At 53.7% G+C, this 24,770-nt stretch carries 28 protein-coding genes and 1 riboswitch; of the genes, 6 read left to right on the top strand and 22 right to left on the bottom strand.

What is annotated here, in order from left to right; all coding sequences use genetic code 11:
* Window positions 1-13 precede the first annotated feature (13 nt).
* The 5 genes from M493_RS11645 to gcvT form a co-directional block, all read right to left on the bottom strand.
* Window positions 14-1,204, bottom strand: coding sequence for an ROK family transcriptional regulator (locus M493_RS11645; protein ID WP_020960555.1), 1,191 nt, complete (start codon window positions 1,202-1,204; stop codon window positions 14-16).
* 29 nt (window positions 1,205-1,233) lie between these two features.
* Complete coding sequence (locus tag M493_RS11650) at window positions 1,234-2,217, bottom strand: aldo/keto reductase (protein WP_020960556.1); 984 nt, start codon at window positions 2,215-2,217, stop codon at window positions 1,234-1,236.
* Between the two features lie 147 nt (window positions 2,218-2,364).
* Window positions 2,365-3,834, bottom strand: a complete 1,470-nt coding sequence (gcvPB, locus tag M493_RS11655; RefSeq protein ID WP_020960557.1) for an aminomethyl-transferring glycine dehydrogenase subunit GcvPB — start codon at window positions 3,832-3,834, stop codon at window positions 2,365-2,367.
* Window positions 3,827-5,173 carry an aminomethyl-transferring glycine dehydrogenase subunit GcvPA gene (gene gcvPA / locus M493_RS11660; RefSeq protein ID WP_020960558.1) on the bottom strand — a complete coding sequence of 449 codons (1,347 nt, stop codon included), beginning with the start codon at window positions 5,171-5,173 and terminating at the stop codon, window positions 3,827-3,829. Before gcvPA ends, gcvPB begins: the two co-directional genes overlap by 8 nt.
* Window positions 5,174-5,192: 19 nt before the next feature.
* Window positions 5,193-6,290: a glycine cleavage system aminomethyltransferase GcvT gene (gene gcvT / locus M493_RS11665; protein ID WP_020960559.1), complete on the bottom strand. Its 1,098-nt coding sequence runs from the start codon at window positions 6,288-6,290 to the stop codon at window positions 5,193-5,195.
* A 187-nt stretch (window positions 6,291-6,477) separates the two neighbouring features.
* Window positions 6,478-6,566: riboswitch (glycine riboswitch) on the bottom strand.
* 218 nt (window positions 6,567-6,784) lie between these two features.
* Here gcvT and M493_RS11670 point away from each other — a divergent pair.
* Both M493_RS11670 and M493_RS11675 read left to right on the top strand, forming a co-directional pair.
* A complete protein-coding gene (locus M493_RS11670) occupies window positions 6,785-8,449 on the top strand; it encodes a DEAD/DEAH box helicase (RefSeq protein WP_020960560.1) in 1,665 nt (554 codons plus the stop codon).
* Window positions 8,436-9,230: a YqhG family protein gene (locus M493_RS11675; RefSeq protein ID WP_020960561.1), complete on the top strand. Its 795-nt coding sequence runs from the start codon at window positions 8,436-8,438 to the stop codon at window positions 9,228-9,230. The genes M493_RS11670 and M493_RS11675 overlap by 14 nt, the downstream gene beginning before the upstream one ends.
* A gap of 76 nt (window positions 9,231-9,306) precedes the next feature.
* Here the strand turns inward: M493_RS11675 and M493_RS11680 are convergent, their stop codons facing one another.
* From M493_RS11680 to comGA, 8 genes are all read right to left on the bottom strand, one after another.
* Complete coding sequence (locus M493_RS11680; RefSeq protein ID WP_020960562.1) at window positions 9,307-9,486, bottom strand: YqzE family protein; 180 nt, start codon at window positions 9,484-9,486, stop codon at window positions 9,307-9,309.
* Between the two features lie 47 nt (window positions 9,487-9,533).
* Window positions 9,534-9,923, bottom strand: coding sequence for a competence type IV pilus minor pilin ComGG (gene comGG / locus M493_RS11685; RefSeq protein WP_020960563.1), 390 nt, complete (start codon window positions 9,921-9,923; stop codon window positions 9,534-9,536).
* Between the two features lie 328 nt (window positions 9,924-10,251).
* Window positions 10,252-10,692 (bottom strand): competence type IV pilus minor pilin ComGF, encoded by a 441-nt coding sequence (gene comGF, locus M493_RS11690; protein WP_020960564.1) that lies wholly within the window; start codon window positions 10,690-10,692, stop codon window positions 10,252-10,254.
* Complete coding sequence (locus M493_RS11695) at window positions 10,671-10,997, bottom strand: type II secretion system protein (protein WP_020960565.1); 327 nt, start codon at window positions 10,995-10,997, stop codon at window positions 10,671-10,673. The genes comGF and M493_RS11695 overlap by 22 nt, the downstream gene beginning before the upstream one ends.
* Window positions 10,981-11,418 (bottom strand): competence type IV pilus minor pilin ComGD, encoded by a 438-nt coding sequence (gene comGD, locus M493_RS11700; protein WP_020960566.1) that lies wholly within the window; start codon window positions 11,416-11,418, stop codon window positions 10,981-10,983. The genes M493_RS11695 and comGD overlap by 17 nt, the downstream gene beginning before the upstream one ends.
* A complete protein-coding gene (comGC, locus tag M493_RS11705) occupies window positions 11,408-11,704 on the bottom strand; it encodes a competence type IV pilus major pilin ComGC (RefSeq protein WP_020960567.1) in 297 nt (98 codons plus the stop codon). The genes comGD and comGC overlap by 11 nt, the downstream gene beginning before the upstream one ends.
* Before the next feature lie 67 nt (window positions 11,705-11,771).
* Window positions 11,772-12,800, bottom strand: a complete 1,029-nt coding sequence (comGB, locus tag M493_RS11710; protein ID WP_020960568.1) for a competence type IV pilus assembly protein ComGB — start codon at window positions 12,798-12,800, stop codon at window positions 11,772-11,774.
* A complete protein-coding gene (comGA, locus tag M493_RS11715) occupies window positions 12,797-13,888 on the bottom strand; it encodes a competence type IV pilus ATPase ComGA (protein WP_041267964.1) in 1,092 nt (363 codons plus the stop codon). Before comGA ends, comGB begins: the two co-directional genes overlap by 4 nt.
* Before the next feature lie 177 nt (window positions 13,889-14,065).
* On the opposite strand from comGA, the gene M493_RS11720 reads away from it, so the two are divergent.
* Window positions 14,066-14,764, top strand: a complete 699-nt coding sequence (locus M493_RS11720) for a helix-turn-helix transcriptional regulator (protein ID WP_020960570.1) — start codon at window positions 14,066-14,068, stop codon at window positions 14,762-14,764.
* A 164-nt stretch (window positions 14,765-14,928) separates the two neighbouring features.
* Window positions 14,929-15,171, top strand: a complete 243-nt coding sequence (locus tag M493_RS11725; RefSeq protein WP_008879854.1) for a DUF2626 family protein — start codon at window positions 14,929-14,931, stop codon at window positions 15,169-15,171.
* A gap of 30 nt (window positions 15,172-15,201) precedes the next feature.
* Here the strand turns inward: M493_RS11725 and M493_RS11730 are convergent, their stop codons facing one another.
* Window positions 15,202-16,329, bottom strand: coding sequence for a class I SAM-dependent methyltransferase (locus M493_RS11730; protein WP_020960571.1), 1,128 nt, complete (start codon window positions 16,327-16,329; stop codon window positions 15,202-15,204).
* Between the two features lie 258 nt (window positions 16,330-16,587).
* Window positions 16,588-17,220 carry an MBL fold metallo-hydrolase gene (locus M493_RS11735; protein ID WP_020960572.1) on the bottom strand — a complete coding sequence of 211 codons (633 nt, stop codon included), beginning with the start codon at window positions 17,218-17,220 and terminating at the stop codon, window positions 16,588-16,590.
* A gap of 179 nt (window positions 17,221-17,399) precedes the next feature.
* On the opposite strand from M493_RS11735, the gene M493_RS17760 reads away from it, so the two are divergent.
* Window positions 17,400-17,576 carry a DUF2759 domain-containing protein gene (locus tag M493_RS17760; protein ID WP_020960573.1) on the top strand — a complete coding sequence of 59 codons (177 nt, stop codon included), beginning with the start codon at window positions 17,400-17,402 and terminating at the stop codon, window positions 17,574-17,576.
* Between the two features lie 34 nt (window positions 17,577-17,610).
* On the opposite strand, the gene M493_RS11745 is transcribed toward M493_RS17760, so the two are convergent.
* From M493_RS11745 to M493_RS11760, 4 genes are all read right to left on the bottom strand, one after another.
* Window positions 17,611-18,774: a M14 family metallopeptidase gene (locus M493_RS11745; RefSeq protein WP_020960574.1), complete on the bottom strand. Its 1,164-nt coding sequence runs from the start codon at window positions 18,772-18,774 to the stop codon at window positions 17,611-17,613.
* A 102-nt stretch (window positions 18,775-18,876) separates the two neighbouring features.
* Entirely contained in the window at window positions 18,877-19,830 is a 954-nt protein-coding gene (locus M493_RS11750; protein WP_020960575.1) for an ROK family glucokinase, read from the bottom strand.
* A 7-nt stretch (window positions 19,831-19,837) separates the two neighbouring features.
* Window positions 19,838-20,050, bottom strand: coding sequence for a YqgQ family protein (locus M493_RS11755; RefSeq protein ID WP_020960576.1), 213 nt, complete (start codon window positions 20,048-20,050; stop codon window positions 19,838-19,840).
* Window positions 20,051-20,147: 97 nt separating this feature from the next.
* Window positions 20,148-21,611, bottom strand: a complete 1,464-nt coding sequence (locus M493_RS11760) for a spore germination protein (RefSeq protein WP_020960577.1) — start codon at window positions 21,609-21,611, stop codon at window positions 20,148-20,150.
* A gap of 125 nt (window positions 21,612-21,736) precedes the next feature.
* On the opposite strand from M493_RS11760, the gene M493_RS11765 reads away from it, so the two are divergent.
* The gene (locus tag M493_RS11765) at window positions 21,737-22,606 is read left to right on the top strand and encodes a hypothetical protein (RefSeq protein ID WP_020960578.1); all 870 of its coding nucleotides are present in this window, start codon (window positions 21,737-21,739) and stop codon (window positions 22,604-22,606) included.
* Here the strand turns inward: M493_RS11765 and M493_RS11770 are convergent.
* The 3 genes from M493_RS11770 to M493_RS11780 are packed head-to-tail and all read right to left on the bottom strand — an operon-like array spanning window position 22,603 to window position 24,696.
* Window positions 22,603-23,763 (bottom strand): rhomboid family intramembrane serine protease, encoded by a 1,161-nt coding sequence (locus M493_RS11770; RefSeq protein WP_041267965.1) that lies wholly within the window; start codon window positions 23,761-23,763, stop codon window positions 22,603-22,605. The two genes, M493_RS11765 and M493_RS11770, sit on opposite strands and share 4 nt — an antisense overlap.
* 8 nt (window positions 23,764-23,771) lie before the next feature.
* Window positions 23,772-24,509: an HAD family hydrolase gene (locus M493_RS11775; RefSeq protein ID WP_020960580.1), complete on the bottom strand. Its 738-nt coding sequence runs from the start codon at window positions 24,507-24,509 to the stop codon at window positions 23,772-23,774.
* Window positions 24,510-24,516: 7 nt separating this feature from the next.
* The gene (locus M493_RS11780) at window positions 24,517-24,696 is read right to left on the bottom strand and encodes a hypothetical protein (RefSeq protein ID WP_020960581.1); all 180 of its coding nucleotides are present in this window, start codon (window positions 24,694-24,696) and stop codon (window positions 24,517-24,519) included.
* Window positions 24,697-24,770 lie beyond the last annotated feature (74 nt).

Here is a 24,770-nt window from a genome sequence, read left to right on the forward strand (position 1 = left end):
TCGTCTGCAGCGATTAAAATGCCGACTCAAATTCCGGCGGCAGAACGACCGCCTCCAATACCGAAGCGGCCGCGCCAATGGCGCAGCTTTTTTCTTTCAGCTTTGAGACGATCATGTACGGCTCGTTTTCTTTTTTGACGAGAATGCGCTCCCCCACTTCTTTACGGGCCGCGCGGAGCACATAATCGCCGGCGCGGGCGAGCGGGCCGCCGACAATGACCGCTTCCGGGTTGTACGCATAAATGACTTGCAGCAGCCCGATGCCGAGATAGCGGCCCGTTTCTTCCAAAATGCCGGCCAGCTGTTCATCGTGTTCCGCCGCCAACGCCATCGCGGCGACGGAAAAACGGTCATCGAGCCATTCCGAACGGCCTTCCTCCGCCAAACGGCGTTCAATATATTTTTCCGATGCGTACATTTCCCAACAGCCGATGTTGCCGCAGTTGCAGCGGACACCGTTTAAGTCGATCGTATGATGGCCGATTTCACCAGCTAGTCCGTTCACCCCGCGATAAAGCTGATGATGAAGGACGACGCCGGCGCCAATACCGATGCCGGTGCTAATGTAGACAAAATGGGCAAACTCCTTGCCGGCGCCGAACCATTTTTCCCCGAGCGCCGCGAGCTTCGCCTCATTTTCGATGATGACCGGATATTGCGGCCACCGTTTTTGCAGAGCCGAGGCGAGCGCAACATCGCCCCAGCGCAAATTCGGCGCGAAAATGACTGTCCCGCTTTCCGTGTGAACGACGCCGGGAACACCGATGCCGATCCCCATCACGCCGTACGGCGTCGCCGGGGCCCGGCGGATGGCCGCCTCAATCAGTTCGATCATCTCACTGACAATGGCCTCCTGCCCCTCTTCCGGGCGGAACGAACGCCGCTGCTCCCATATAATTTCGGCGTTTAAGTTGGTCAGCACCGCGTACAAATAGTTGACGCCAAGCTCAATGCCGACAAGCGAGCCGGCGTCGGCATTAAAACGAAGCATAAGCGGCCGGCGCCCGCCGGTGGAAATACCGATACCGCTTTCATGGACGAAATGCTCGGCGATCAGCTCGTCGACGAGCGCTGAAACGGTCGCTTTATTTAACCCGGTTCGTTTCGCAATATCAGCACGCGAAATCGGATGTTGGTCGCGAATCAATTTCAACACAAGCTGTTTATTCATTTTTTTGACAAGCGTAATGTTTCCTGTCCGCACGTGTTTGTCATCCTTTTTATCTTATTGATTTAGTATGCCCCGCGAATGTGCGGATGCACTTCGTTCTCATAAAACCGGCGGAGCTGCACTTTTTCTTCTTCGTTGAACGATGGTACCGCCAACGCCGCCAAGTTTTCTTCAACTTGTTTCACCGTTTTAAAGCCCGGAATGGCGCATGTCACTTCCTCATGATCGATGACCCAGCGGAGCGCCGCTTTCGCCATGCTGCCGCGCCCGTTGGCGATCCAGCGCAGCTTATCAGCAAGCTCCACCCCTTTTTCAAATTCAAGCCCTCCAAACGTTTCTCCAACGTTAAACTGCTCTCCGTTGCGGTTAAAATAGCGGTGGTCATCCTCGGCAAACGTCGTTTGTTTCGTAAACTTGCCGGTCAACAGCCCGCTCGCGAGCGGCAGGCGAACCAAAATGCCGACACCGAGCCGTTTTGCCTCCGGAAACAACCGTTCGAGCGGTTTTTGCCGCAAGATGTTAAAAATGACTTGCAGCGCGCTCGCCCCTGAATGCTCGATGACGAACAGCCCTTCTTCGATCGTTTCAACACTGACGCCGTAATAGCGGATTTTCCCTTCCTGTTTCAACTTTTCCAGCACTTCAAAGACCGCGCCTTGTTTTAAGATTTCAAACGGCGGACAATGAATTTGGTACAAATCGATCACCTCGCGCTCAAGCCGTTTCAGGCTTGCCTCGCAATACGCGCGCACCGACGCTTCGGAGTATGTCTTCGGGTCGTGAATATCGCCGGCACGGCAAAACTTTGTCGCAATGTAGATGCGGTCTTCTTTTCCTTTCGTTGCCTTCGCCAACAGCTCTTCGCTATGGCCGTCGCCATACACATCGGCCGTATCAAAAAAGTTGACGCCGCGCTCTATGGCATAAGCAAGCGCGCGCAACGATTCCTTATCATCGATTTTCCCCCATGAGCCGCCGATCGCCCACGTGCCGAAGCTAAGTTCGCTCACGGTCAGATCGGTGTTTCCTAGTTGGCGATAATGCATGTCTTTCTCCCCTTCTAGATGGATTAATTTCTATTAGTTTATATGATAAACTAACTAAACTTTTCTGTCAATGTCCACTGGCGGTGTATATCCGCCAAAAAAAGAGCCCGCCCCATTGTCGGGCGGGCCGCTGATCGATTGTTCAGCTTAATGGCTTTCTTCTACTTTTCGATACCGCAAAATCGGTTTGCGCGCTGCCGTCGTTTCATCAAGTCGCTTGACGACGGTCGTATGCGGTGCTTCTTGTACAACTTCCGGCTGTTCCTCTGCTTCTTTGGCAATTTGAATCATCGCGTCGATGAACGCATCGAGTGTTTCTTTCGACTCCGTCTCAGTCGGCTCGATCATCATGCACTCCTCAACAATGAGCGGAAAGTAGACGGTCGGCGGATGGAAGCCAAAGTCAAGCAACCGTTTGGCGATATCAAGCGTTCTGACGCCAAGTTTCTTTTGCCGTCTGCCGGAGAGGACGAACTCGTGCTTGCAATGGCGGTCATACGGCAAATCGTAATACTCGGCGAGCCGGCGCATCATATAGTTGGCGTTTAAGACAGCGTATTCGCTCACCGCTTTTAAGCCGTCCGGTCCCATCGAGCGGATGTACGTGTATGCCCGGACATTGATCCCGAAGTTGCCGTAAAACGGCTTGACGCGGCCGATCGACTGCGGGCGGTCATGATCGAGATAATAGCCGTTTTCCCCTTTGGCGATGACTGGTTTCGGCAAAAACGGTACAAGATCGGCCTTCACCCCGACCGGTCCGGAACCTGGGCCTCCGCCGCCGTGCGGGCCGGTGAACGTTTTATGCAAGTTTAAATGGACGACGTCAAACCCCATATCTCCTGGGCGCGCCTTACCGAGAATGGCGTTTAAGTTCGCACCGTCATAATACAGCTTGCCGCCTGCTTCATGAATGATTTCCGCCATTTCGACGATCTGCTCTTCAAACAGCCCGAGCGTGTTCGGGTTGGTGAGCATGAGCGCCGCCGTATCGGCGCCGACGACGCGCCGCAAATCCTCTAAATCGACAAGGCCGTCAGCCGTCGATTTGACTGTCACTGTCTCAAAGCCGGCGACGGTTGCTGAAGCCGGATTCGTGCCGTGCGCCGAGTCAGGAACGATCACTTTCGTCCGCCCGAAGTCACCGTTCGCTTCATGATAGGCGCGAATCATCATCAGCCCTGTCCATTCGCCGTGCGCGCCGGCGGCCGGCTGCAAGGTGACCGCATCCATGCCCGTGATTTCTTTCAAATGCTCTTGCAAGTCGTACATCAGTTCAAGCGCCCCTTGCACCGTTTCTTCCGGCTGCAGCGGATGGATGTGGGCAAATCCGGCGAGGCGGGCGACGTTTTCATTGATTTTCGGATTGTATTTCATTGTGCACGACCCGAGCGGATAAAATCCGGAATCGACGCCGTGGTTCCGCTTTGAGAGGGCCGTATAGTGGCGCATTAAGTCTAATTCCGACACTTCCGGCAGTTCCGGCTCTTCAGTACGCAAATAGTCAGCCGGAACGAGTTCGTTAAGATCAGCGGCCGGAACGTCGAGCGCCGGAAGGCTGTAGGCAATTCGTCCTGGCTTGCTTCGTTCGAAAATGAGCGGTTGATCGTTATGCATGGCAATCCCCCAATTCGTTGACGAACCGATCGATTTCTTCTTTCGTCCGCAATTCCGTGACAGCAACAAGCATATGGTCGGCAAGCTCCGGATACTCAACACCAAGGTCGTAGCCGCCGATGATTCCTTTTTGCCGCAGGCGGGCGTTCACATCAGAAACCGGGCAGCCGAGCCGGATGACAAATTCGTTGAAAAACGGACCGGCAAACGGCGACAGCAAGCCCCGTTTTTCCAACTCACTTTTTGCGTAATGCGCTTTTTGCATGTTCATCGCCGCCATCTCTTTTACGCCCCGCTTGCCAAGCGCCGAGAGCGCCACCGAAGCCGCAAGGGCATTTAGCGCCTGGTTCGAGCAAATATTTGATGTCGCTTTGTCGCGGCGGATATGCTGCTCACGCGCCTGCAGCGTCAACACAAACCCGCGGCGCCCGTCTTCATCGGTCGTCTGCCCGACAAGACGGCCCGGGATTTTCCGCATAAGCGGCGCTTTAACGGCAAAATAGCCGCAATGCGGACCACCGAACTGCATTGGAATACCAAACGGCTGCATGTCGCCGACAACGATGTCCGCCCCTAATGCCCCTGGCGGCGTCAAAACGCCAAGCGCAAGCGGATTGCTGGCGACAACAAATAAACTTTTCTTTTCATGGACGAGCGGCTCGATCGCTTTCAATGGCTCGATCTGGCCGAAAAAGTTCGGATATTGAATGACAACGCACGCCACATCGTCCCCCAGTTCGGCAGCAAGCGCCTCAACATCCGTGACACCGCCGTTATACGGGATTTCCTTCACCTCGAGCTGCTGCCCTTTTGCATACGTGCGCACCACTTCGCGGTACTGCGGGTGGACAGCGGACGAGATGAGCACTTTGTTCCGCTTCGTATGAGCGGCGCTAAGCAAAACCGCTTCGGCGAGCGCCGTGCCGCCGTCGTACATCGACGAGTTGGCGACATCCATGCCGGTCAGTTCGCATACCATCGTTTGAAATTCGAAAATCGCCTGCAGCTCGCCTTGGGAAATTTCCGGTTGGTATGGCGTATACGCCGTGTAAAACTCGGAGCGAGACAGGACATGGTCGACGACAACCGGAATATAATGATCGTACACCCCGGCGCCTAAAAAGGAAACGTATTGCTTCGCATTGGCGTTTTTCTCCGCTAATGCACTTAACTCTTTCCACAGCTCCGGCTCAGATTTCGCCGGTTTCACATTCAGCTCGCCGCGGAACCGGACTTGTTCCGGAATGTCGGCGAACAGTTCATCGATCGAGGCGACACCGATCGTCTTCAACATCTCTTGTTTGTCTTCTTCCGTCATCGGCAAATAACGGTGGAGCACGGTTTTCCTTCCCCCTTACTTATGACTTGGCCCGCTTGTAAAACGGGGTCGGTACAATGGTTGCTTTTAATCGTTTGCCGCGGATCTCCACTTCTACTTCTTGGCCGATCGCGGCCACTTCCGCTTTCACAAGGGCTAAGCCGATATTTTTTTTCAACGTCGGTGACTGTGTGCCGGTCGTGACGAAGCCGACTTCTTCGCCGGAGGCATACACGCGGTAGCCATGGCGCGGAATCCCTTTGTCGATCATTTCGATGCCGACAAGCCGACGCGGCAGCCCGGCTTCTTTTTGTTGCTTCAGTGCAGCTTGACCGATAAATGGCGTCTCTTTTTCTGTTTTGACAGCAAAGCCAAGGCCGGCTTCAAGCGGGGAAATCGTGTCGGACAACTCTTGTCCGTAAAGCGGCAGGCACGCCTCAAACCGAAGTGTATCGCGCGCTCCCAACCCGCATGGAACGACCCCGTCTTCGGCCCCGGCCGTTAAGATGGCGTCCCACAAAGCGATGGCATCCTCAGCTTGGCAGTAAATTTCAAATCCATCCTCGCCCGTGTAGCCTGTGCGTGAAACGAGTGCCTTCGCACCCGCGACTTCGACATCGTCGACGAACGAAAACGGGCGTAAAGCCGACAACTCTACATCGGTCAACGTTTGCAGCACGCGTTCAGCCGCCGGCCCTTGCAAGGCGAGTTGCGCTGTCTGCGCCGAAATATTTTCGAGTTCGACATCTGAATCAATGTGCTCGCTCAGCCAAGCAAAATCTTTTTCCGTATTGGCGGCGTTGACGACAAGCAAATAATCGTCTTCTCCTTTATAGTAGATTAACAAGTCATCAACCGTGCCGCCGTTTTCATCACACATGAGCGTATATTGTGCCCGCCCCGGACGCAGCTTGGTGACATCGTTCGTCATCAGCTTTTGCAAAAAGGCGAGACTGCCGCGGCCGCGGACAGTAATTTCCCCCATGTGCGAAACATCAAACAGCCCGGCGCGCGTCCTTACGGCCTCATGTTCCTCCTTAATGCTCGAAAATTGTACCGGCATTTCCCAGCCGCCAAACTCGACGGTTTTGGCACCGTAACGGGCATACACCGGGAAGAGTGGCGTGCGCTTCAGCATCCGATTCCCTCCTTTGATCTGTGACGCAAAAAAGGACAGACTCCACCCTTTATATATAAAAGGTGGCTCTGTCCTGGCACCTGAAAGTTTCCCGTCGGCTCTAGGTCGGCACAGCCATTAGCGGTTCGCACGAGCCGGTCGGTTTCCTCTTGGGTGGCCTGCCTTATGCAGGCGCTCTCCAGAGCTGCGTCAAGCAAGAGTCTTTTTGCCTGAGAGATTCGCGTTTCCGCTTGCTCCTTCGGCGCTACATTCCGTAGTCTCTCCCCTTGCCGTCATCCGCCGATCAATAAATTGTTCCAAAGCGGGCATACTAAAGAACGCCCTCATCAACCATTCATGCGAATGTTCTAAATTTATACTACCATTAACCACTCAAAAAGGGCAATAGGTAATAAACGAACTTTTATAGGAATTAACTGCAAAAATGTTCTTATTTTGCTTGAATTATTATCCATAATCGATATAAATATTCGTATCGAGGGAAGGGGATGGCCATGGACATTGAGATCAAACTAGACGGGGCGTGGAAAGAGGAATTTCTTGCGCGCGTTGAAACAGACGGCCCATGGGCGAACTGGGAAATGTACGAGCTGGCTTTAGAGGCCGCCCATCATTTAAGTGTGCCGGAATTTACCGGCTTGCAGGCACCGAAACATTTGCCGCATTTAACGATTTTGCCACACCAGCTTGAAGTGGCGCGCCGCGTCGTCGAAGAAATGAATGGCAAAGCAATTTTGGCCGATGAAGTAGGCCTTGGCAAAACGATTGAGGCCGGGCTCGTCCTCAAAGAATATATGATTCGCGGCCTTGTGAAAAAAGCGCTCATTCTCGTTCCCGCCTCCCTTGTTTCACAATGGGTGAAAGAGCTGAACGAAAAGTTTTTCATCCCGGCCGTCCAGCAAAAAAAGAGCTATGTCTGGGAACAGTGCGACATTGTCGTTTCTTCGATTGATACGGCGAAAAAACCGCCGCACCGCGACATCATTTACGAGCAGCCGTACGATATGATCATCATCGATGAAGCGCACAAACTGAAAAACAACAAAACGAAAAACTACGAGTTTGTGCAAAATTTAAAAAAGAAGTTTTGTTTGTTGCTGACGGCAACGCCCATCCAAAACCGAATCGAAGAAATTTTCAACCTTGTCTCACTCCTGAAGCCCGGCCATTTAGGCAACGCCGAACAGTTTACGAAAACGTACGGCAAAACAAGGGCGGTGCAAACAAACGAACACTTAAAAGCGCTTGTCAACAAGGTGATGATCCGCAACCGCCGCGCTGATACGCCGATCGAATGGTCAAAGCGCCACGTCGAGCCGGTGCTGATCGAATTTACAGATGAAGAACGCGAGCTGTACGAAGCAGTGAGAGCGCTCCGGCATGAGTCGTTCGCCGGTTCGTTTTCGCTCATTACCTTGCTTCGCGAAGCGTGCAGCAGCCGTGAAGCGCTGTTTTTAACCATAAAAAATATGATGGAGAAATGCGAAGGAGCCATCCCTGAAGCGCTCGAGCAGGTGCTGGAAAAAATCAACGCCGTCACGACGAATTCAAAGGCGGAAAAAGCGCTTGAACTCATCCGCTCCATTAATGACAAAGTGATTATTTTCACTGAATATCGGGCGACGCAGCTGTACTTACAATGGTTTTTAAAACAGCACGGCATTTCATCCGTCCCATTTCGCGGCGGCTTCCGGCGCGGCAAAAAAGACTGGATGCAGGAGCTGTTTAAACACCACGCCCAAGTGTTCATCGCCACCGAAGCGGGCGGTGAAGGCATTAACCTGCAGTTTTGCCGCTATGTCATCAACTACGATTTGCCGTGGAACCCGATGCGCCTTGAACAGCGGATCGGCCGCGTCCACCGGCTCGGCCAAACCGATGATGTTTACATTTACAACTTTGCTGTCAAACAGACGGTGGAAGAACATATTTTAACACTATTGTATGAAAAAATCCGCCTGTTCGAACGGGTCGTCGGCGAATTGGACGACATTTTGGCGAACATGAACCTCGCCGACCTTGAGCATTACTTTGAAGACGCCCTCGTCCACTCGCGGAGCGAAGGAGAAATGAAAATTAAAATGGAAAACATCATGGCGATGATCGAACTTGCCGAACAACTTAGAAAAGCAGGAGGCGAGCGGCATGCAGCAACATGAAATCCGCCGTTTTGTGGAACGCTATTTTGCCGCCAACGGCTGCACGTTTTTGGAAGCGAACGACGACTATATGACGGTCCAACTGACGGCAGAAATGGATAAAGAGCTGATGAACCGTCCATTTTATTGGCATTACATCGAACGGACGGGCGGCGTTCCGCAACCGATGCAGCTGACGCTGATCACCCGCCCGAGTGAAAAGACGAACAAGCTAAAAGGCGACCGGCTTCATTTTGGAGCGCCGCGGCTGCACCAGCTGTTCCGCTCAGCACAAAAGCGCGGCAGCTTTATCCGCCTGTACGAAGAGCCGGACGCCCCGCTTGCCGGAAACGCCGCCCTTCATCCGTGGCTTGGCATGAACGTTGTCATTTCGTACGAATGCGACCGAAAAAAAGATGACATCGTTTCCCTTGGCCTGCATCTTATCAGCGGAACAATGATCGAATCGTTTCACGAACGGCTGCGTGAGCGGCGGCTGACGCCGAAAATCCCGGACTATTGTTTCACCATTTCCCCCCTCATTAAGCTACGAAGCGGCATCAGCCGCCTTGAACAATATATTCGCGGCCGCATCGCCGCCGACGATCATACGTGGGCCAACGAAGCGCGCCAACGCTGGGCTGACGATTTGGCGCTCCTTGATGAATTTTACAAAGATGCGGAAGAAAAGCCGGAATGTTATTATATCGAGAAAGAAGCGCTTGAAAAACAGTATAAGCCGCGCATCACTGTTTCCGTCATTAACGGTGGTCTTTTCTATTTAATGCCGCACTCCTCGTAACAACCCTATACGCGGGATCAGCCGGTGCCATTTAAGCGCAAAACGCCCGCCGGCCGGGTCGGCCAGCGGGCGTCCGTTACGGGCGGCGCCGAAACAACAAGCGGAGCGAAAGCGGCATCATGCCGAACAGGTGGTAAGAGAGCGGGGGCCGTTCTTGTTTTCGCTCGCTTCGCCGCCGCGTCCGTTCCTCCTTCGGCATATCCATATACGCGACAAACTGCTGAGTGACAAATTTGACGTAATCGTTGACCGCCATCAGCGTCCCCCCTTTTTTTCTTTTAGTTTTTCCGTCTCTTTCCTTTTTTAATCGTTTTGTTCGCTCCATTCGGTTATATGGAGCGCCGGGAGCACCACCGTAAACACAACACTTCTTCTCAGTCCGGATGACGAGCGGACGGACAAGGCGACTCGGACGCTCGTTTCCCCCTCTTTTTCCCAACGATAGACAGCTGTCCCGCGCGGGTACGTCCATTCCCCTTCATGCCCGACCATCGATGGATCCGACGCCGCGATTTGTTCTCTTACGTCAAATACGGCCATCTGCACGAGCTCATCCGCCTCAACGGCCTGACGGGCGTCATGCATCGCCTGTTGTTCCACTTCATATAAAAGCAGGACGTGCGTAACGGAAAAAGCAAACAGCAGCGCGACGACCGCTACAAGCGGAAAAATGACACCGTCCTGACGTCCCATCTTTCCCTTTCCTCCTTTCATTCCTTCGTCCCGTTACGCAAAACTTACAAAATTCTACAAGAACGTTGCAGCAGTTTTCGTTTGCTTCCTTGCTCATCGCGTCCGATTTCGCCGAAGCTACTCTCGTTTCGTTGACGCTCCGAAGACTTCACTTCCCATGCAACTCACGGTACAAATCGCTATGCAAGGTAGTTCGAAAGATTGATGCTGTCTTTCGATCTCTGTCCATTTCAAGTCCACAATCCTCACATCGAAATATCCCCTCCCGAGTCAAAGGAAGCAAAGCGGCCGCTAAGAGCCGCTCGCGATCGAACAGGCAGAGCTTCCGCTAAAACGCCCGCGCCACAAACGCCTCATAAACGATGCCATCGTCCCCTGTCACTTGCACAAACAGGCCGCGGACACCAACACGGTACGAAACAGCCTGCACATGGCGAAGCGCTGTTTCGTTGCCCGTTCCATTCACTTGACGGATTACATTGGACTTGACGAACGAAAAGCTCACCTGATCGCCGTTCCATTTTTGCAAATAAAGCGTTGTCCCATCCGCCGACCATCGTTCCGTTTCATGCAACTCGATTTGCAATTGCTGTAAAAACAAACGCCATTCAAGGTGCGTAAACCCGTCAACCGGCGCAACAACACCAAGCGGGCGGACAGACAGCAACACCGGGATGACAGCCGCAACGGTCAATGCGGCCGTTAGTGCCAACAGTGCTTCTAAAAGTGTAAATCCCTGTCCCCCGGCTACCGCTTTCCGTACCCGCATCTCACCACCTCGCGGCCGGCGTAATCGTTCCAGCGCACGCATACTTTCCACATCCGTCCTCCTTCCTCGTGCGCCTGCAGGCGAAACGTTGTTCGCCCGTCCACCACCGTCGTTTCACCGACAAACGGCTCTTCATACAAGGCAACGGCTATCAGTCGGCGGGCCTTTTCCTCAAGCACAAGGTTGTTCCGTTCGAGCACCACTTGCATGAACAAAGGAAGGAGAACAGCAGCTGTCGTCCATAACAGCACAAGAGCAAACAATCCCTCAACAAGCAAAAATCCGCCGCTACATTTTTTGCACATAAAACCGCCCTTTTCCGAGCAAAAATGTCACTTTATAATTGCCTTTGCGACTTTTTACCCAAACGGTCCCGCCTTGTTCGATATTGCCGTTATCGGTAAAGATAAGCGGGTTGCGCAGCGTGCCGAGCTGAAACTGCCATGGCGCCGGAAGCGTGCGGACGATGATCCGCTGGCCGCTATCCGTATCAACCGCCCGATACTCGCCGCTCCCCTCGGTAAAAAACACGGACACTTTCACCCGTCTGGCGACGGCATGTTGCTGGGCGCCGTATAAATCGGCGCGCAACAGTGCCAACATATACGTTTCCTCACGTTGGTGCATGATCCCGCTGAGGGTCGGGGCAACGAGCGCGGCCAACAGCAGTGCAGCCGACAACACAACAAGCATTTCAAGCAGCGTAAACCCGCCGTTACGAGCCAACTTCGCTCACATCGCCGTTCTCGTTAATTTGGATCGCACGGCCGTTTGGGCATTTATCTGATTTAATATACCCGCCATCGAGCAATTCTTGAATGGTTGGAATTTTGTTATGCTCCATCTCATATGCCTTCACTTGCGCCTGCACCGTATTGACAAGCGCCTCACATCCTTTGTCGTTGATCATGCCGTTATGCTTCGTAATGTTCGGAATCGCCACTAACAGCAACACCGAAATGACCATTAACACAATCAGCATTTCAATGAGTGTAAATCCTTTTTCGTTCACGGCAACTCCTCCTTGCATCATCATGGTTCGCGCTCATCCGTAACCGCCGCATATCCCCTAAGCAGCCTTACAATCCATTTAACATCGAAAACATCGGCAACAAAATGGCCAAGTACATTCCGACGACGAATGCTCCGACCGCTGACAACAGCACCGGCTGCACAAGCTTCAGCGCCGTTTCGAGCCGCTTTTCGATCACTTGCAGCAAAAACTCCCCATAATGTTCGAGTTCCTTGCCAAGTTCGCCGTTCGACTGACCGTGGCGAATGACAAGCGTCAACTCCGGCTCGTAGTAGCGGGCGGCGCTGACGAGATCGTCAAGCGCCATCCCTTTTACCAACCCTTCGCGGATTCGTTTCCCTTCCATTTGCAGAAACGGCCAGGAAAAAGGTTCGCTAAAGACGCCGAGCGCTTCATAAACGGACAAACCCGCTTGCAGCAGGCGGCCGAGCTGACGGGCCATTACATATGTGGCAACCAATCTCACCAATAAGGCGCACCATGGAATGGATAAAGCGAACTGAAGCCGGCGGGCGACCGGCCAACGGCGGAAGAAAGCGGCGTAAAACAACCAGAAGAATATGGGGAAGGCGGCGATGCCTGCCAATGCCATCGGCGCATGGGCAATGAGCGCAATAAGTAAAGAAGTCTGTTCATTTCCGGGCGAAAGCGCCGCGGCGGTCTGCTCAAATTGCGGGAGCAGCCATCGTTGCATGAACACGAGCATGACAATGAGCAAAACAAAGAGAAAAAGAGGATAGCGGCTGAAGCGGCGCAATTGTTCGCCGAAGCGCGCTTTTTGCGCAAGCGCCGCTCCCGCCTCCGCCATGCCGCGGGGCAAATCGCCGTGCCGCTCGGCAAAAAAGAGCAGGCTGATGGCGATGCGGTCGATGGACATCCCCCCGATGGCGACAAAAAGAGGCGACCCGGCCCGCAGCTGCTGCAAGCAGCGTTCAAGCTCCAACCGACGCTTCACCGGCGCTTGAATGGCTAAAAATTCGAGCGCGTGTCCGAGCGGGTAGCCGCGCTCAAGCAGCCGGCCGAGCCGGATAAAAAACAACGCTTGTTCAGCAAGCGGCCACATTTTTCTCCTCATCGCTCTCCCCCTTCGGCAAGCTCAAGCGCGCGGGTCGGCAAATAACCAAGCGCGATTCCCTTGCGGATGAGGCGCCCTAATGTCATATGGCGGCGGGGCCGTCGCCCATCACTGTCCGACAGCGAACGGATGACATTCATAAGCTCCGGTCCGTAAAGCAGTTCATGGACGGCGGCACGCCGTCTGCGTTGAAGCCGGCGACACGCCGGATGGCAATCGTCGCCACATAGCGGACAGCATAGCTCGACAAGGCGCTGCGCCGAAACGGCAAGCAGCGTTTCAGCCAAGTCGCCGGGTGGCACACCGAATTCATGCAGCCGGTACACCGCACCGACGGCATCCGCGGCATGCATGGTCGACACGACCAAGTGTCCGCTCAACGATGACCGCACGGCGATGGCCGCCGTATCATGATCGCGGATTTCCCCGACCATTAACACATCCGGATCATGGCGCAAAGCGGCTTTCAAGCTGGCCGCATACGTGATGCCTGCTTTTTCATTGATCTGCACTTGCAAAAACCGGTCATTTCGTTTTTCGACTGGATCTTCCAATGTGATGATGTTGCGCTGTCTTTCCGCTTGACAAACATCAAGAAGGGTGTACAACGTCGTCGTCTTTCCCGACCCGGTCGGGCCGGTCAGCAATATGAGCCCTTGCGGCTGCTGCATAAAGGAAAACAATCGTGCGGTGGAGTGGGAAAATAAGGATAGTTCGCGAAGCGGCAGCGAAAAGCGCTGCGGCAAGAGGCGGATGACGAGGCTTTCGTCGTAAAGCGTCGGCAGCGTCGATAAGCGCAAATAGACCGTTTCCCCGGATTCGTTTACTTCCATCGCCCCGCTTTGCGGACGGCGCCGTTCACCGATATCCATGTCGGCTAAAAATTTGAAATGCACGATGACGCGTTCGGCGATCTCTTTCGGGAGCGTACCAACATCGATGAGCATGCCGTCAACACGGAGGCGGATGGCCGCATCATGGCGGCGCGGAATGAGGTGAAGGTCAGAGGCGCGGCGCTGCACCGCTTCAGCGAGGAGACGGTTCGCTACTTGTTCGATATCATCCAGCGCATATTCCCTCCCTTCCATTAGGTTGCTTTGAATTTCGACGGACGTTATCGGTTTTCCTGCTGCTGTCGAAATTTTTTTCGTGAACATTTTTTGAACTTTTGCTCACTTATCGTCAATAGTGACAAAAATCATTCCTCGCCTTCACCTATTTCATTATAATAACCGTATCAATGATTTATTTAGGAGGGAACCCCGATGGAACAAACATTAAAAATTACAAACGTGCTGTCCGACCCAACAAGATTTCATATTTACGAATACATGGCTAAAATACACCGCGAAGTTTCGGTTCAGGAGATTGCTGAAAAGTTCCATATCCATCCGAACGTCGCCCGTCTTCATTTGACAAAGCTTGAAGACGTTCGCATGGTCGTATCGGATACACAAAAGACGGGAAAAGGCGGGCGGCCGAGCCGATTGTACCGGTTATCTGACGAAGTCGTCGGTTTGTATTTTCCGTTCCGTGACTACCAGCTTCTTGCCCGCATCGCCATTCAGACGATGGCCAAACTGGGGCCGGCCGGGATCGAGGCGTTGCGTGAAACAGGAAAGCAGTTTGGTTATGAACTCGTTGCCAATCGCCTGCCGCATAACGGTTCAGCAAGCGCGCTTACCTTGGAAGACAAAATCCGCATCATGGAAGAAGCAGCTGAGGCGGCCGGATTTCTTCCGCAATTCCATTATGAAGAGAACGAAGGAGTGCTTTACCTCGACATTTTCAACTGTCCGTTCAAAGAAATCGCTGCACAGCATCCTGATACAGTGTGCGGCATGCATCATTCGTTTCTGGAAGGAATGGTGGACGTGCTGTTTGCCGATGCGAAAATGGCTGAAACAGAAAATATGATGGACGGCAGCCGCCGCTGCGCCTACCGCATCGCCATCCGTCCGTAGCAGCGGCCTGTCTCCTCCTTTTTCCTTCATATTGGGCGGCGGCTGGGCGGCAGGCGCCCCATCTTTTTTTCTTACAGCCTGTCCGAAAGCGTTATTTACATTCCCAACTATTGTACATTATAATAAGTAAAGACCAATGGATTGTATAAAAGGAGGGATACATAATGGACCGCATGTTCCGCGTGCTCGCTTTTTGGACCGGCATTTTCGCTGTCATGTTTTACCTCGGCCATATGCATACGACATCACTCATCTTCTTTGGCCAAACGGTGTTTTTCCTGTTCCTCGGCTTTTTAAAACTGACCGAGAGAATGTACATCTATATTTTCGGGGCGTATTTAACCATTTTCTTTGCCGCGTTCACGTATTGGACGACGTTTATGATGGTGCCCGGCATGGGCGAATAAAAACAGGCAGATCTTTCTGCCTGTTTTTCTTTACGGCAAAAACTCCGGCGCCGCCCAAATGTCGGCAGCGGAAAGCTTTGTTCCTTTTTGGTGAACGAGCACATCGAAAAAACGGCTGATGCCGTCATCGGCAATAAGTGTGCGAATCATCCGGTTTTGTCGGTTTACCGGCGAAAACAACTCCATGCTTTCAGAAACGACCCATTCGTTTAAGAGGCCGGCCGCCAATAAAAACCGGTCTTGGCGGACAAACGCCACTTCCTCCCATCCGGTCTGCCGGGCGTATAAACGAAGCGCATCCCATTGCACATGAGATGTCAAGTCCATCTCCCCCGGATGACAGAGCGGGTCGGCAATGAGCCGATGGCGAAAATAGCCGCGCAGGCTTCCATGCCGCCGCGCCGGTGCGCCCAGCTGTTCATCGGTGCAGCCGTAATCGATTGTCACCATCACCGCCTGTCGGAACAGCGGCCCGATCTCAAGCCAAAACCGCTTCACCGCCAACGGCACTTCCAAGCGCTGGCCTTCGGTGAGAACCAACCTTCGTTCATCTAAATAACGGATAATATCCGGGTCGTGCAGCGGCGCTTTTTCCTCGACGAGCCGGCCGCCGCGGGCGGCGACGAACCACTCGTACAAAACGCCATGTTCCTTTGTGATGACATGAACGGGAAAAGCGTCAAAAAACTCGTTGCTAAACACGATGCCGGAAAACGGCCCGCACTCGGCCAGCCAGCGGGAAACGCCGTCATATTGCCTTATCTTTTCCGCAACCGGACGCAGTGTTTCTTGTTGCCGTCGGCGGTGGAACGGGCTTTGGTCAATGATTGTATACGACAAATTTCTATATGTATGCGGGCTTTTTTTCTTCCATTCCTCTAATACGGCCAGCGCCAAACGCCCGTCCCCGCCCCCCCATTCGCAAACGGCCGGCGGCAGCCCTCCCCGTTCCACGAGCCGAATCCAAAACGAAGCGAGCGCTTTTCCGAACGCCGCCGCCAAAGAGCTGCTCGTAAAAAAATCACCTTCCTTTCCTATTTTTTCTCTCTCACGCATGTAATAGCCGAAACGTTCATCATAAAGGGCCATTTGCATGTAATCAGCGTATGACACCCTCCCGTCCGGCGCGGCGGCAATGCTCTTGTACAGTTGATCCATCATTCATTCCTTCCCCAATTTTTTATTTTTTTACTATTGACATAGTGAAAACAATCGTATATCGTTATTATAGTAGTAGCTTAACTATATCCCCTCCCATGATTGTGGATAGAACATCCCCCAAAACCCTTCTTGGCGCGGCTAAGAAGGGTTTTTTCTGGTTTACAGGCAGACGACGGGCGTCTGCCTGTTTTTCATGAAATGCAGCAAGGCGCAAAAGGTCTGAACAACAGTTCGGATTCGAGCGTTGCTTTTCTTTTATGAAAATCCATGCAAAAACGGATTCGTATCCATTTCCATGCCGATCGTCGTCTCCGGTCCGTGTCCGGACAAGACCATCGTCTCTTCAGGCAGCGTCAACAACTCGCGATGAATGCTCGTCAACAGCTGTTCATGGTGGCCACCTGGCAAGTCGGTGCGTCCGATGCTGCCGGCAAACAGCGCATCGCCAGAGAACACGAGCTTTGCCGCTTCGCAATAATATGAGACACTGCCTGGCGAATGGCCCGGCGTTTCACGGACGTCAAACGTAAACGGCCCGACCGTCAGCGTCATCGGCCCTGTGATGGATGTCGGTTCGCAGCGGACAACGACCGGACCGCCGAAATACAGCGAGCCGTTTAGCGCCGGGTCTTGCAGCCACTGTTTTTCGTTTTCATGCAAATACACCGGAATGTCCCAGCGGGCGAGCACATCCGAAACACCGCCGATATGGTCAAAATGAGCGTGCGTCAATAAAATCGCCATCGGAGTCAGCTGTTTTTCTTCAATCCGGCGAACGAGCACCGCTCCTTCCGCTCCGGGGTCAACGATGACGCATGCGCCGTCTTCAGCCGACAAAAGGTAGGCGTTCGCCTGAATCGGGCCGACAGGGATGCGAGTCCATTCCATAACCGTTTCCTCCTTTATCTGGCATGGCCAATGCATGTTTAGCTTTATTTTACTGGTTTTTCCCACGCGATGAAAGGGAAAAATAAAAAGGGAATGGACCTCGACAAATGGAAGAAAAAAGATTACAATGAAAAAGAATGGACTCGTTTGTACATACTGTTTCATGAGGGGGGAAAATGATGGGTACAGTCATTATTTTTGCGCTCGTGGCTCTGCTTGCCCTTTATGGAATGTTCCGCACGTTGCGCGAGAAAAACGTGCTCGGATTTTTATTCGGACTTGCTACTGCCGCCGTATTCGGTTGGTTTACAATCATGACGATTTTGCATCAAGGAATTCCGACCGGCACGCATTAAAAACGCAAGAGGCGAATCGAGCCTCTTGCGTTTTTTACGCCATTTTAAGCGTTGCCAAAAACAGACCGAGGGCGTCCCGATAAATTTGCCCAAATTGCGAGAGTGGCAATGGATTGACTCCTTCGCCGAGCTCGACCGTATAGCCGCGCCGCTTCCACGTCTGAATGAACCAATCACGATAGCCGGCATGGCTGTCGATATAGCGGACAGCCTTGTACCCGCTTGCTTCCGCCATCGCGTTGACGGTCTTTTCCGCTTCTGGAGGCTCCAATCCTTCATATCCCCAATAAATTTCTTTCCCTTGTGTATGAAATGCGACAACCATCGCAAAATCGCTTGCTTCCGCCAACGCCGCCATGGCCTTCACCTCCGGCTCGGTGAGCGGGGCAAAGCCGGGGAAATCACGTGGCGCCGGCGCCTTTGGGGGTTTGCGCGCCTGTTCAATTTCCCAACGGGCAGGAAATTGGTTGTTTAAATCAATGCCGCGGATGTTCGCCTTCCATTGCGAAAAATCGAACGAGCCGCCGTTGATGCGGACGGCTTCGCTCCGGTGCGGCTCCTTTTCGGGCGGGCCGTTCAGCACAAGGTTGACGCCATCCGGGTTGACCATCGGCACGATCGAAAGGGTGACTTTATGGTAATACTCAAGCACCCGATGGCCGGCAAGCACGGCATCATCGACAAGCGCTCGTAAATAATCATCAATGAGCGCCATTAACACCGCGGTCGTCAGCCATTCGTTAGCGTGGAACGATCCGTTCATATGAACACGTACGGGCCCGCGTCCGATTTGCAGCTCGATAAGCGGCAACCCGAGTACGCTATGGCCGATCGTCCGCTGGCGCACAAACGGGTAGCAGCGGATAATAGCCGCGATATCTTCGGCAAGGGCGGCAAAATCGTATGGCTGGGCACGGCGAACGATCGGAGACATGATCCGCTTTGGCAGCGGCGCCGTTCCATTGACGACTGCCATCGCCCCCGGCAACCGCCGCAGCGTCTCAACGGGCAGCGCCAGGCAGCCGGCGAGTGCTTCCCATGTATCCATCATCTCATAGCCCGGGATGGCGACCGTCTGTCCCGGGCGCAGCGTTCCCTTTTCGACGTGCGGATTGGCGTCTGCGATTAACTCGGTCGGCACGCGAAACCATCGTCCATACTTCTCAAACGTATCGCCTGGCCATGCTTGCATGTGCATGCGCCTTCTCCCCTTCCCATTCTTCTATCTTCAACATATGTCACGAGACGCCAAAAAATGAAAGCAACGGCTGGCCGCCATCTGGCAGCCAGCCGTTGTTGTTTATGCACTAGCGAGCACCTTAGCTAGCCAGGCGCCGCCGATGACGCCGGCATCGTTGCCAAGCGTCGCCAAGGCGATCTCCGCCCCGTCGGCGACACGCGGAAAAGCGTAGCGGCGGAAATGGGCGGCAACACGCTCAACGAGTATGTCGCCTGCTTTCGAGACGCCGCCGCCGATGATGATTTTCTCCGGGTTGGTTACATTGGCGGCGTTCGCCAACGCCAAGCCAAGATAGTGCGTCACTTCGTCAACGACTTCAAGGGCGAGCGCATCGCCCGCTTTAGCGGCATCAAACACGGCTTTGGCGGTGACCTCCCCGCCGCGCAGCGCGCTTAGCCGCTCGTCGGCCGCTAGTTTTTCGTTGGCGATCCGCACGATGCCGGTCGCTGACGCGATCGTTTCAAGGCAGCCGGTTTTGCCGCAATTGCACGGTGCACCGCCGTCAACGATCATCGTCATATGTCCAATTTCCCCGCCGGCGCCGTTCGTCCCACGCACGATGGCGCCGTTGGCGATCACTCCCCCACCGACGCCGGTGCCGAGCGTCACAAACAGCAAGTGGGGGGCGCCGCCCCCGGCTCCTTTCCACATTTCGCCGAGCGCAGCGATATTGGCGTCGTTATCCACAGCGACCGGCAGCGCTGTCGCCGCTTCCAACTGTTGTTTCAAAGGGTAATTTTTCCACCCTAAATTGACGGCCTCATACAGCGTTCCGGTTTCCTCTTGCACCGGCCCGGGAGCACCGATGCCGATGGCGAGCAACCGTTCCTTCGTCTCGCCAAGCCGGGCAAGCGTCTCGTCAAGCGACCGGGCAATATGGGTGACGATATGTTTTCCTTGATTTGAGATATCTGTCGGTATTTCCCATTTGTGCACGATGATGCCGTCCGTTGTCATGAACGCCATTTTGGTCGTCGTGCCGCCAAGATCCACACCTACCAACCATTGTTGCATTTCGTCCTCATCCTTTTTTCGCTTGTTTGTCCCGCTCGATTTGTGCCTCGTGCCGCAAAATCAGCAAAGCGGCCTGCAGCTGTTTGACATCGATCAGCTGGGATTCGTACAGTTCTTTCACTTCCTCTTCCATCAGCTCTAAATCGGCGAGCCGGTCGCCGACATAAATGATCGTACCAAACTGTTTGAGCAGCTGTTGCACATCATATACGGTCTTCATCGTCCTCTAAGCTCCTTTTCCCTCTTCTAATGTAGCGGCAAACAACGGCGGCCGTCAAGGCAAAAAAACGCAGGCGCTGATGGAAACAGCACCTGCGTTAGCGGTCGGGGTCGCGCGGATGAAGAACGGCCGGCCGCCGGTTTTTCAACGGTATCGGCGAACGGATGAGCACATCGCGCATCCCCCGGTAAGAAAACGGGATGAACGGCCATAAATACGGAATGCCAAACGACGACATCCGGGCCAAGGCGATGATCCAAACGGTAATGCCGAGCACATAGCCAAACAGGCCGAACAAGCCGGATAAGATAAGCAAAGCGATGCGGACAAGCCTGTTTGCCAAACTCATTTCATAGCTCGGCGTTGCAAACGTGCCGATGGCAGCGACAGAAAAATATAAAATCACCTCATTGGAAAAAAGACCGACTTCCACCGCAATGCCACCGATCATAAGCGCGGCGACGAGACCAAGCGCAGTGGCCAGCGAAGATGGGGTATGAATGGCAGCCATCCGCAGCATATCCATCCCAACCTCAATCATAAAAAGTTGGGCAAAGAGTGGAATATCGCCTAATTTCGCCTTTCCTAAAAATTGCAGGGGCCCCGGCAGCAGCTCCGGCTCTGTCATGAACAAGTACCAAAGCGGCAGCAAAAACACTGACGCCCAGACAGCTAAAAAACGGACAAGCCGCAAATACGCTCCAACGATCGGCTTGTTCCGGTATTCTTCGGCATGCTGCAGATGATGCCAAAACGTCGCCGGAGTAATAATCACGCTTGGCGACCCGTCCACAATGACAAGCACATGCCCTTCGTACAAATGGGCAGCCGCCGTATCAGGGCGTTCTGTATAGCGGACGACCGGGTACGGGTTCCAATGCCGTCCGGAAATAAACTCCTCAACCGTTTTTTCCGCCATCACGAGCCCGTCCGTATCAATGGCGGCGATCGACTGACGGACACGGCGGACGAGTTCCGGATCGGCGATTTCCTCGATATAGCAAATGCAAATGTCCGTTTTTGAACGCCGTGCCACCTGCACATACTCCATGCGTAGCGACGGATCCCGGACACGGCGGCGGATGAGCGCGGTGTTAAAGACGAACGTCTCGACAAAGCCATCGCGCGCTCCGCGCACAACCCGTTCAGTATCCGGTTCTTGCGGTCCGCGCACTGGGTAAGTGCGGGCATCGATCAAAATGATTCGTTCGATCCCATCCACAACGAGTGCTGTCGGCCCGGCAAGCACCGCGGCGACCGCTTCCTCGAGATCGTCCGTTTGCCCAATTTCAATGTAAGGAAGATGCGTCTTTAACAGCTTCTCGAGTGGATGAGCTTTGAGCTCATGTTCTTCAAGGCGGGATAAATATTTCATTAAATGGTGCAAAATATCGTCTTTGACAAATCCATCGATCATAAACAACGCCATTGCCCGACCGCCATACTCAAGGTCAAGGCGAATAACATCAAAACTTTTGCCGACTCCGAGCCGTTTAGCCAAGTAAGCCGCATTGTCGTGGAGGCGGCGGGAAGCCGGCTGTTTTGGCGCGCGTTTGTCCATCATCATCCCCCTGCGTATCGTTCACTGTATACTCCCCATCATAGACAACCGAAAGGAAATTCATACATAAATGTTCCTTTCCATGCATATATTGGTGAAAACCTTGTCCAATCCAGGAGGATGTCATGAAAAGATGGGTGATCATTGCCGCGCTGCTTGCCGCCATCATGGCCGCCGCGGCTTCGCTCTTCTCATGGTGGGAGCGCCATCGCACCGTCGAAACGATCAAATTTTTCCCACTCGACCACGAAGCAGCATTCATCGAAGCAAACACGACGCTTGTGCCCAAAGCCAAAAAAGGACGAGAGCGCTATGCGCTGCGCTGGTCAGCCGCCTCCACTTTAAATCGTTCCGCCTATTTGCGCCAAGACGTCTCTCTGTTGTTTGCCGACGGCCGGTTAGTCGATGTGTTATCCAAATGGGAAACAGATGTAGATGTAATCCGAATGGGGAAGACAGTGATGGCGCATGACAGCCGTTTTTTCCAAGCGATTACGTTCCATCACGGTGAACTGCATAAAGGGGAAAGCATTACGAGCAGCCAGACGATGTCAAGTACGTACTTGTATGTCATCGACTCGCCGTACTATCCGTTCACGTCGTTCCGGCGTCCGAAAACAGACGCTGAACGCGAATGGCAGCGCGTCTTAAACAAGGCGGCCAACGAATTTCTCCGTCATAAAGCGGACGAATTGCTCGCTTACTTTTCCTTGTCGAAAGACGACTATTACGCCCTTTACTTGCCAGAATTAGTTGCCTATACAGAACAGCCGCTGCCCGGCTTGTCAACAGCAAAAACACAAACCATCATCGGCCGCCTATGGGAAGGGCTGTACAAATCGTATATTCTCGGCATAAAAAAAGAGGATGGTTCCATCCTCCCGCCGGCCGGCAGCACGATGCCGCTCATTTTAATTCAAAAAGATTATCGTCGAATCTTTATCTTGCTCGAGGCGAAAAATGGCGAAAAAGTGATGCTCATCCAAGTTCCTTAACGAAAGCCGAACCATAAACCGGCGGCGGCCAGCAGCGCGGCAGCAGCCAACGCCTTGACCTGCCGCCCCCGGGCGGTGCGCTTCGGCAAATGGACAGCGCCCGCCGCTAAAAAGCCGCCGACCAGCCCCCCGATATGGCCAGCGTTATCGATGCCAGGGACAAGCAGGCCAAACAGCAAGTTCACAACGATTAAGCTGATGACGTTCATGCCGATCGTGCGAAAAAACAAGTGCCGATATACCGTGCCGAAATAAAGAAGCGCCCCAAACAATCCGAAAATGGCGCCGGACGCCCCGGCGGAGATAGACGGGGTAAACAAAAAACTCGCCAACGTCCCAAAAAAGCCGGCTGTTGTATAAATGAGCAAAAATCGAAACGAACCGTACAATCGCTCAACCGTCATCCCCAAATAATACAAAGCGAATGTATTGGTCAACAAATGTAAAAACCCGATATGCAAAAACATCGGCGTCAAAAAGCGCCACCACTCTCCCATTTCAATGAGCGGATTAAACTTAGCGCCATAACGGATTAAGACGTCCGGGTTCGTGCTGCCGCCGCTCCATTCGAGAATGAGAAACATGGCGACTTGCACCATGATCAACAGCCGGGTAAACACCGGCTTGCCATATTCAAAAATGCGCCGTTCTTCCTCCCGTTGGCGGCGCCATTCCGTTAGCACCTCGTGCTTTAACCGCCTAGCAGCGGCAAGCGGATCGGATCCTTCCAAGGACGGCAGCGGAATGAGCGTGGCGCCAGTCATGTCCTCAAGCCGCGGGAGCATCTCGCCTATGTTGCCGCTATGAATCACAAGCGTATGGAACGCACCATCACCTGTCCCTGAAAGCGGCAGCGGTTCGTTGATGAGAAACTCCCAGTCATCCACCGGCGGATACGCCATCACATATACATTGACGACCCGCCCCCCGTTGCCGATTTTTCGCCCGTTCATTTGCCGAATGAATTGCCACGTATACTCCATATCAAGGCGCAGCGACCGGCTCCAATCAAAATCGGCACGCGCCAGACGGATAAGAGTCGGACGCCGCCAGTGGGCCGATTCAAGCCATATTTCATCGCCGCGCTCGGACACCCGCGCGATGCGGTAACCGCCGCGGAGTAAAAGATGAACAAGCTGCCAAAACAATGCATCCATCGTTCCGATCACATTCCCCTCTCCCTTTTCCTGACGAGACCAAGTCCACCGAGCAGCAAGGCGGCCAATTCGCCGACCGTCCGGCAAACAGGGACAGACGAACCAGCGGGAGCCGGTTGCCGCGGCCGAAAATATACAGCCTCCCAACCAGCGCTAAGCGCGCCCTCTACATCCAATTTCCACGAGTCGCCAACATATACCGGCTGCTTAGATGGCTGCCTGTCTCCGGCGTAATGAAAAATCGCTGCCGCCGGCTTTTCATATCCGACTTCTTCGGAAATAACGACCGCATCGCTGCGGAAAAAGACGTGAAGGCCGCAGGCGGTCAGTTTGCGCCGCTGAATGACGCCGCTGCCGTTCGTAATAACACCTAGCGGCACGTTTGCCGCGCGCAATTGACAAAGCAAGCCGGTTATGCCCGGCAAAGCAACAGCAAATCGGCTGACTGCCTCATCAAAATAAGCGTGAAACCGGTCGGCCATCTCCTCGTCTGCTTCAATTTGGCAAGCGCGCGCCGCATCGAGAAAGCGAAGCCGGCGGTAAGCGCGCCGCGTCAACGTCCCGGCTTCGTAGTCGTCCCAATACCGGTCACATGCCTCTTTAAAAATCGGAAACCAAACGGAAAACGAAACGGGAGCGGCCGAAAAAAAGCGATGAAAACAATGACGGATGGCGGCGTGAAACGTCCGCTCATAGTCAATAAGTGTCTCATCCAAATCAAACCAAACGGCTTCCCACCGTTTCATCGTTGCCTCACGTGCGCAACATTTGCGAAACGAGAGCGCCGCGTACTGCAGGAATGTTGAGCGCAAACCGGATGAGCTGTTTTCGCAGCGGCGGAACGCGCAACGCCCAGTCGGCCATCCGGTAACGGTAACGGTAGGCAAGCCAGCCGGCGGCAATGGCCAATAGCGAGTACGACCATTTGTTCATTGGTGTTCCCCTTTCATCATATGATATGCTCGTTATTCTTTTTCCCTTTTTCTCTCCAATTATGAAGCGGATTG

The sequence above is a fragment of the Geobacillus genomosp. 3 genome, from assembly GCF_000445995.2.
Lineage (GTDB): Bacteria > Bacillota > Bacilli > Bacillales > Anoxybacillaceae > Geobacillus.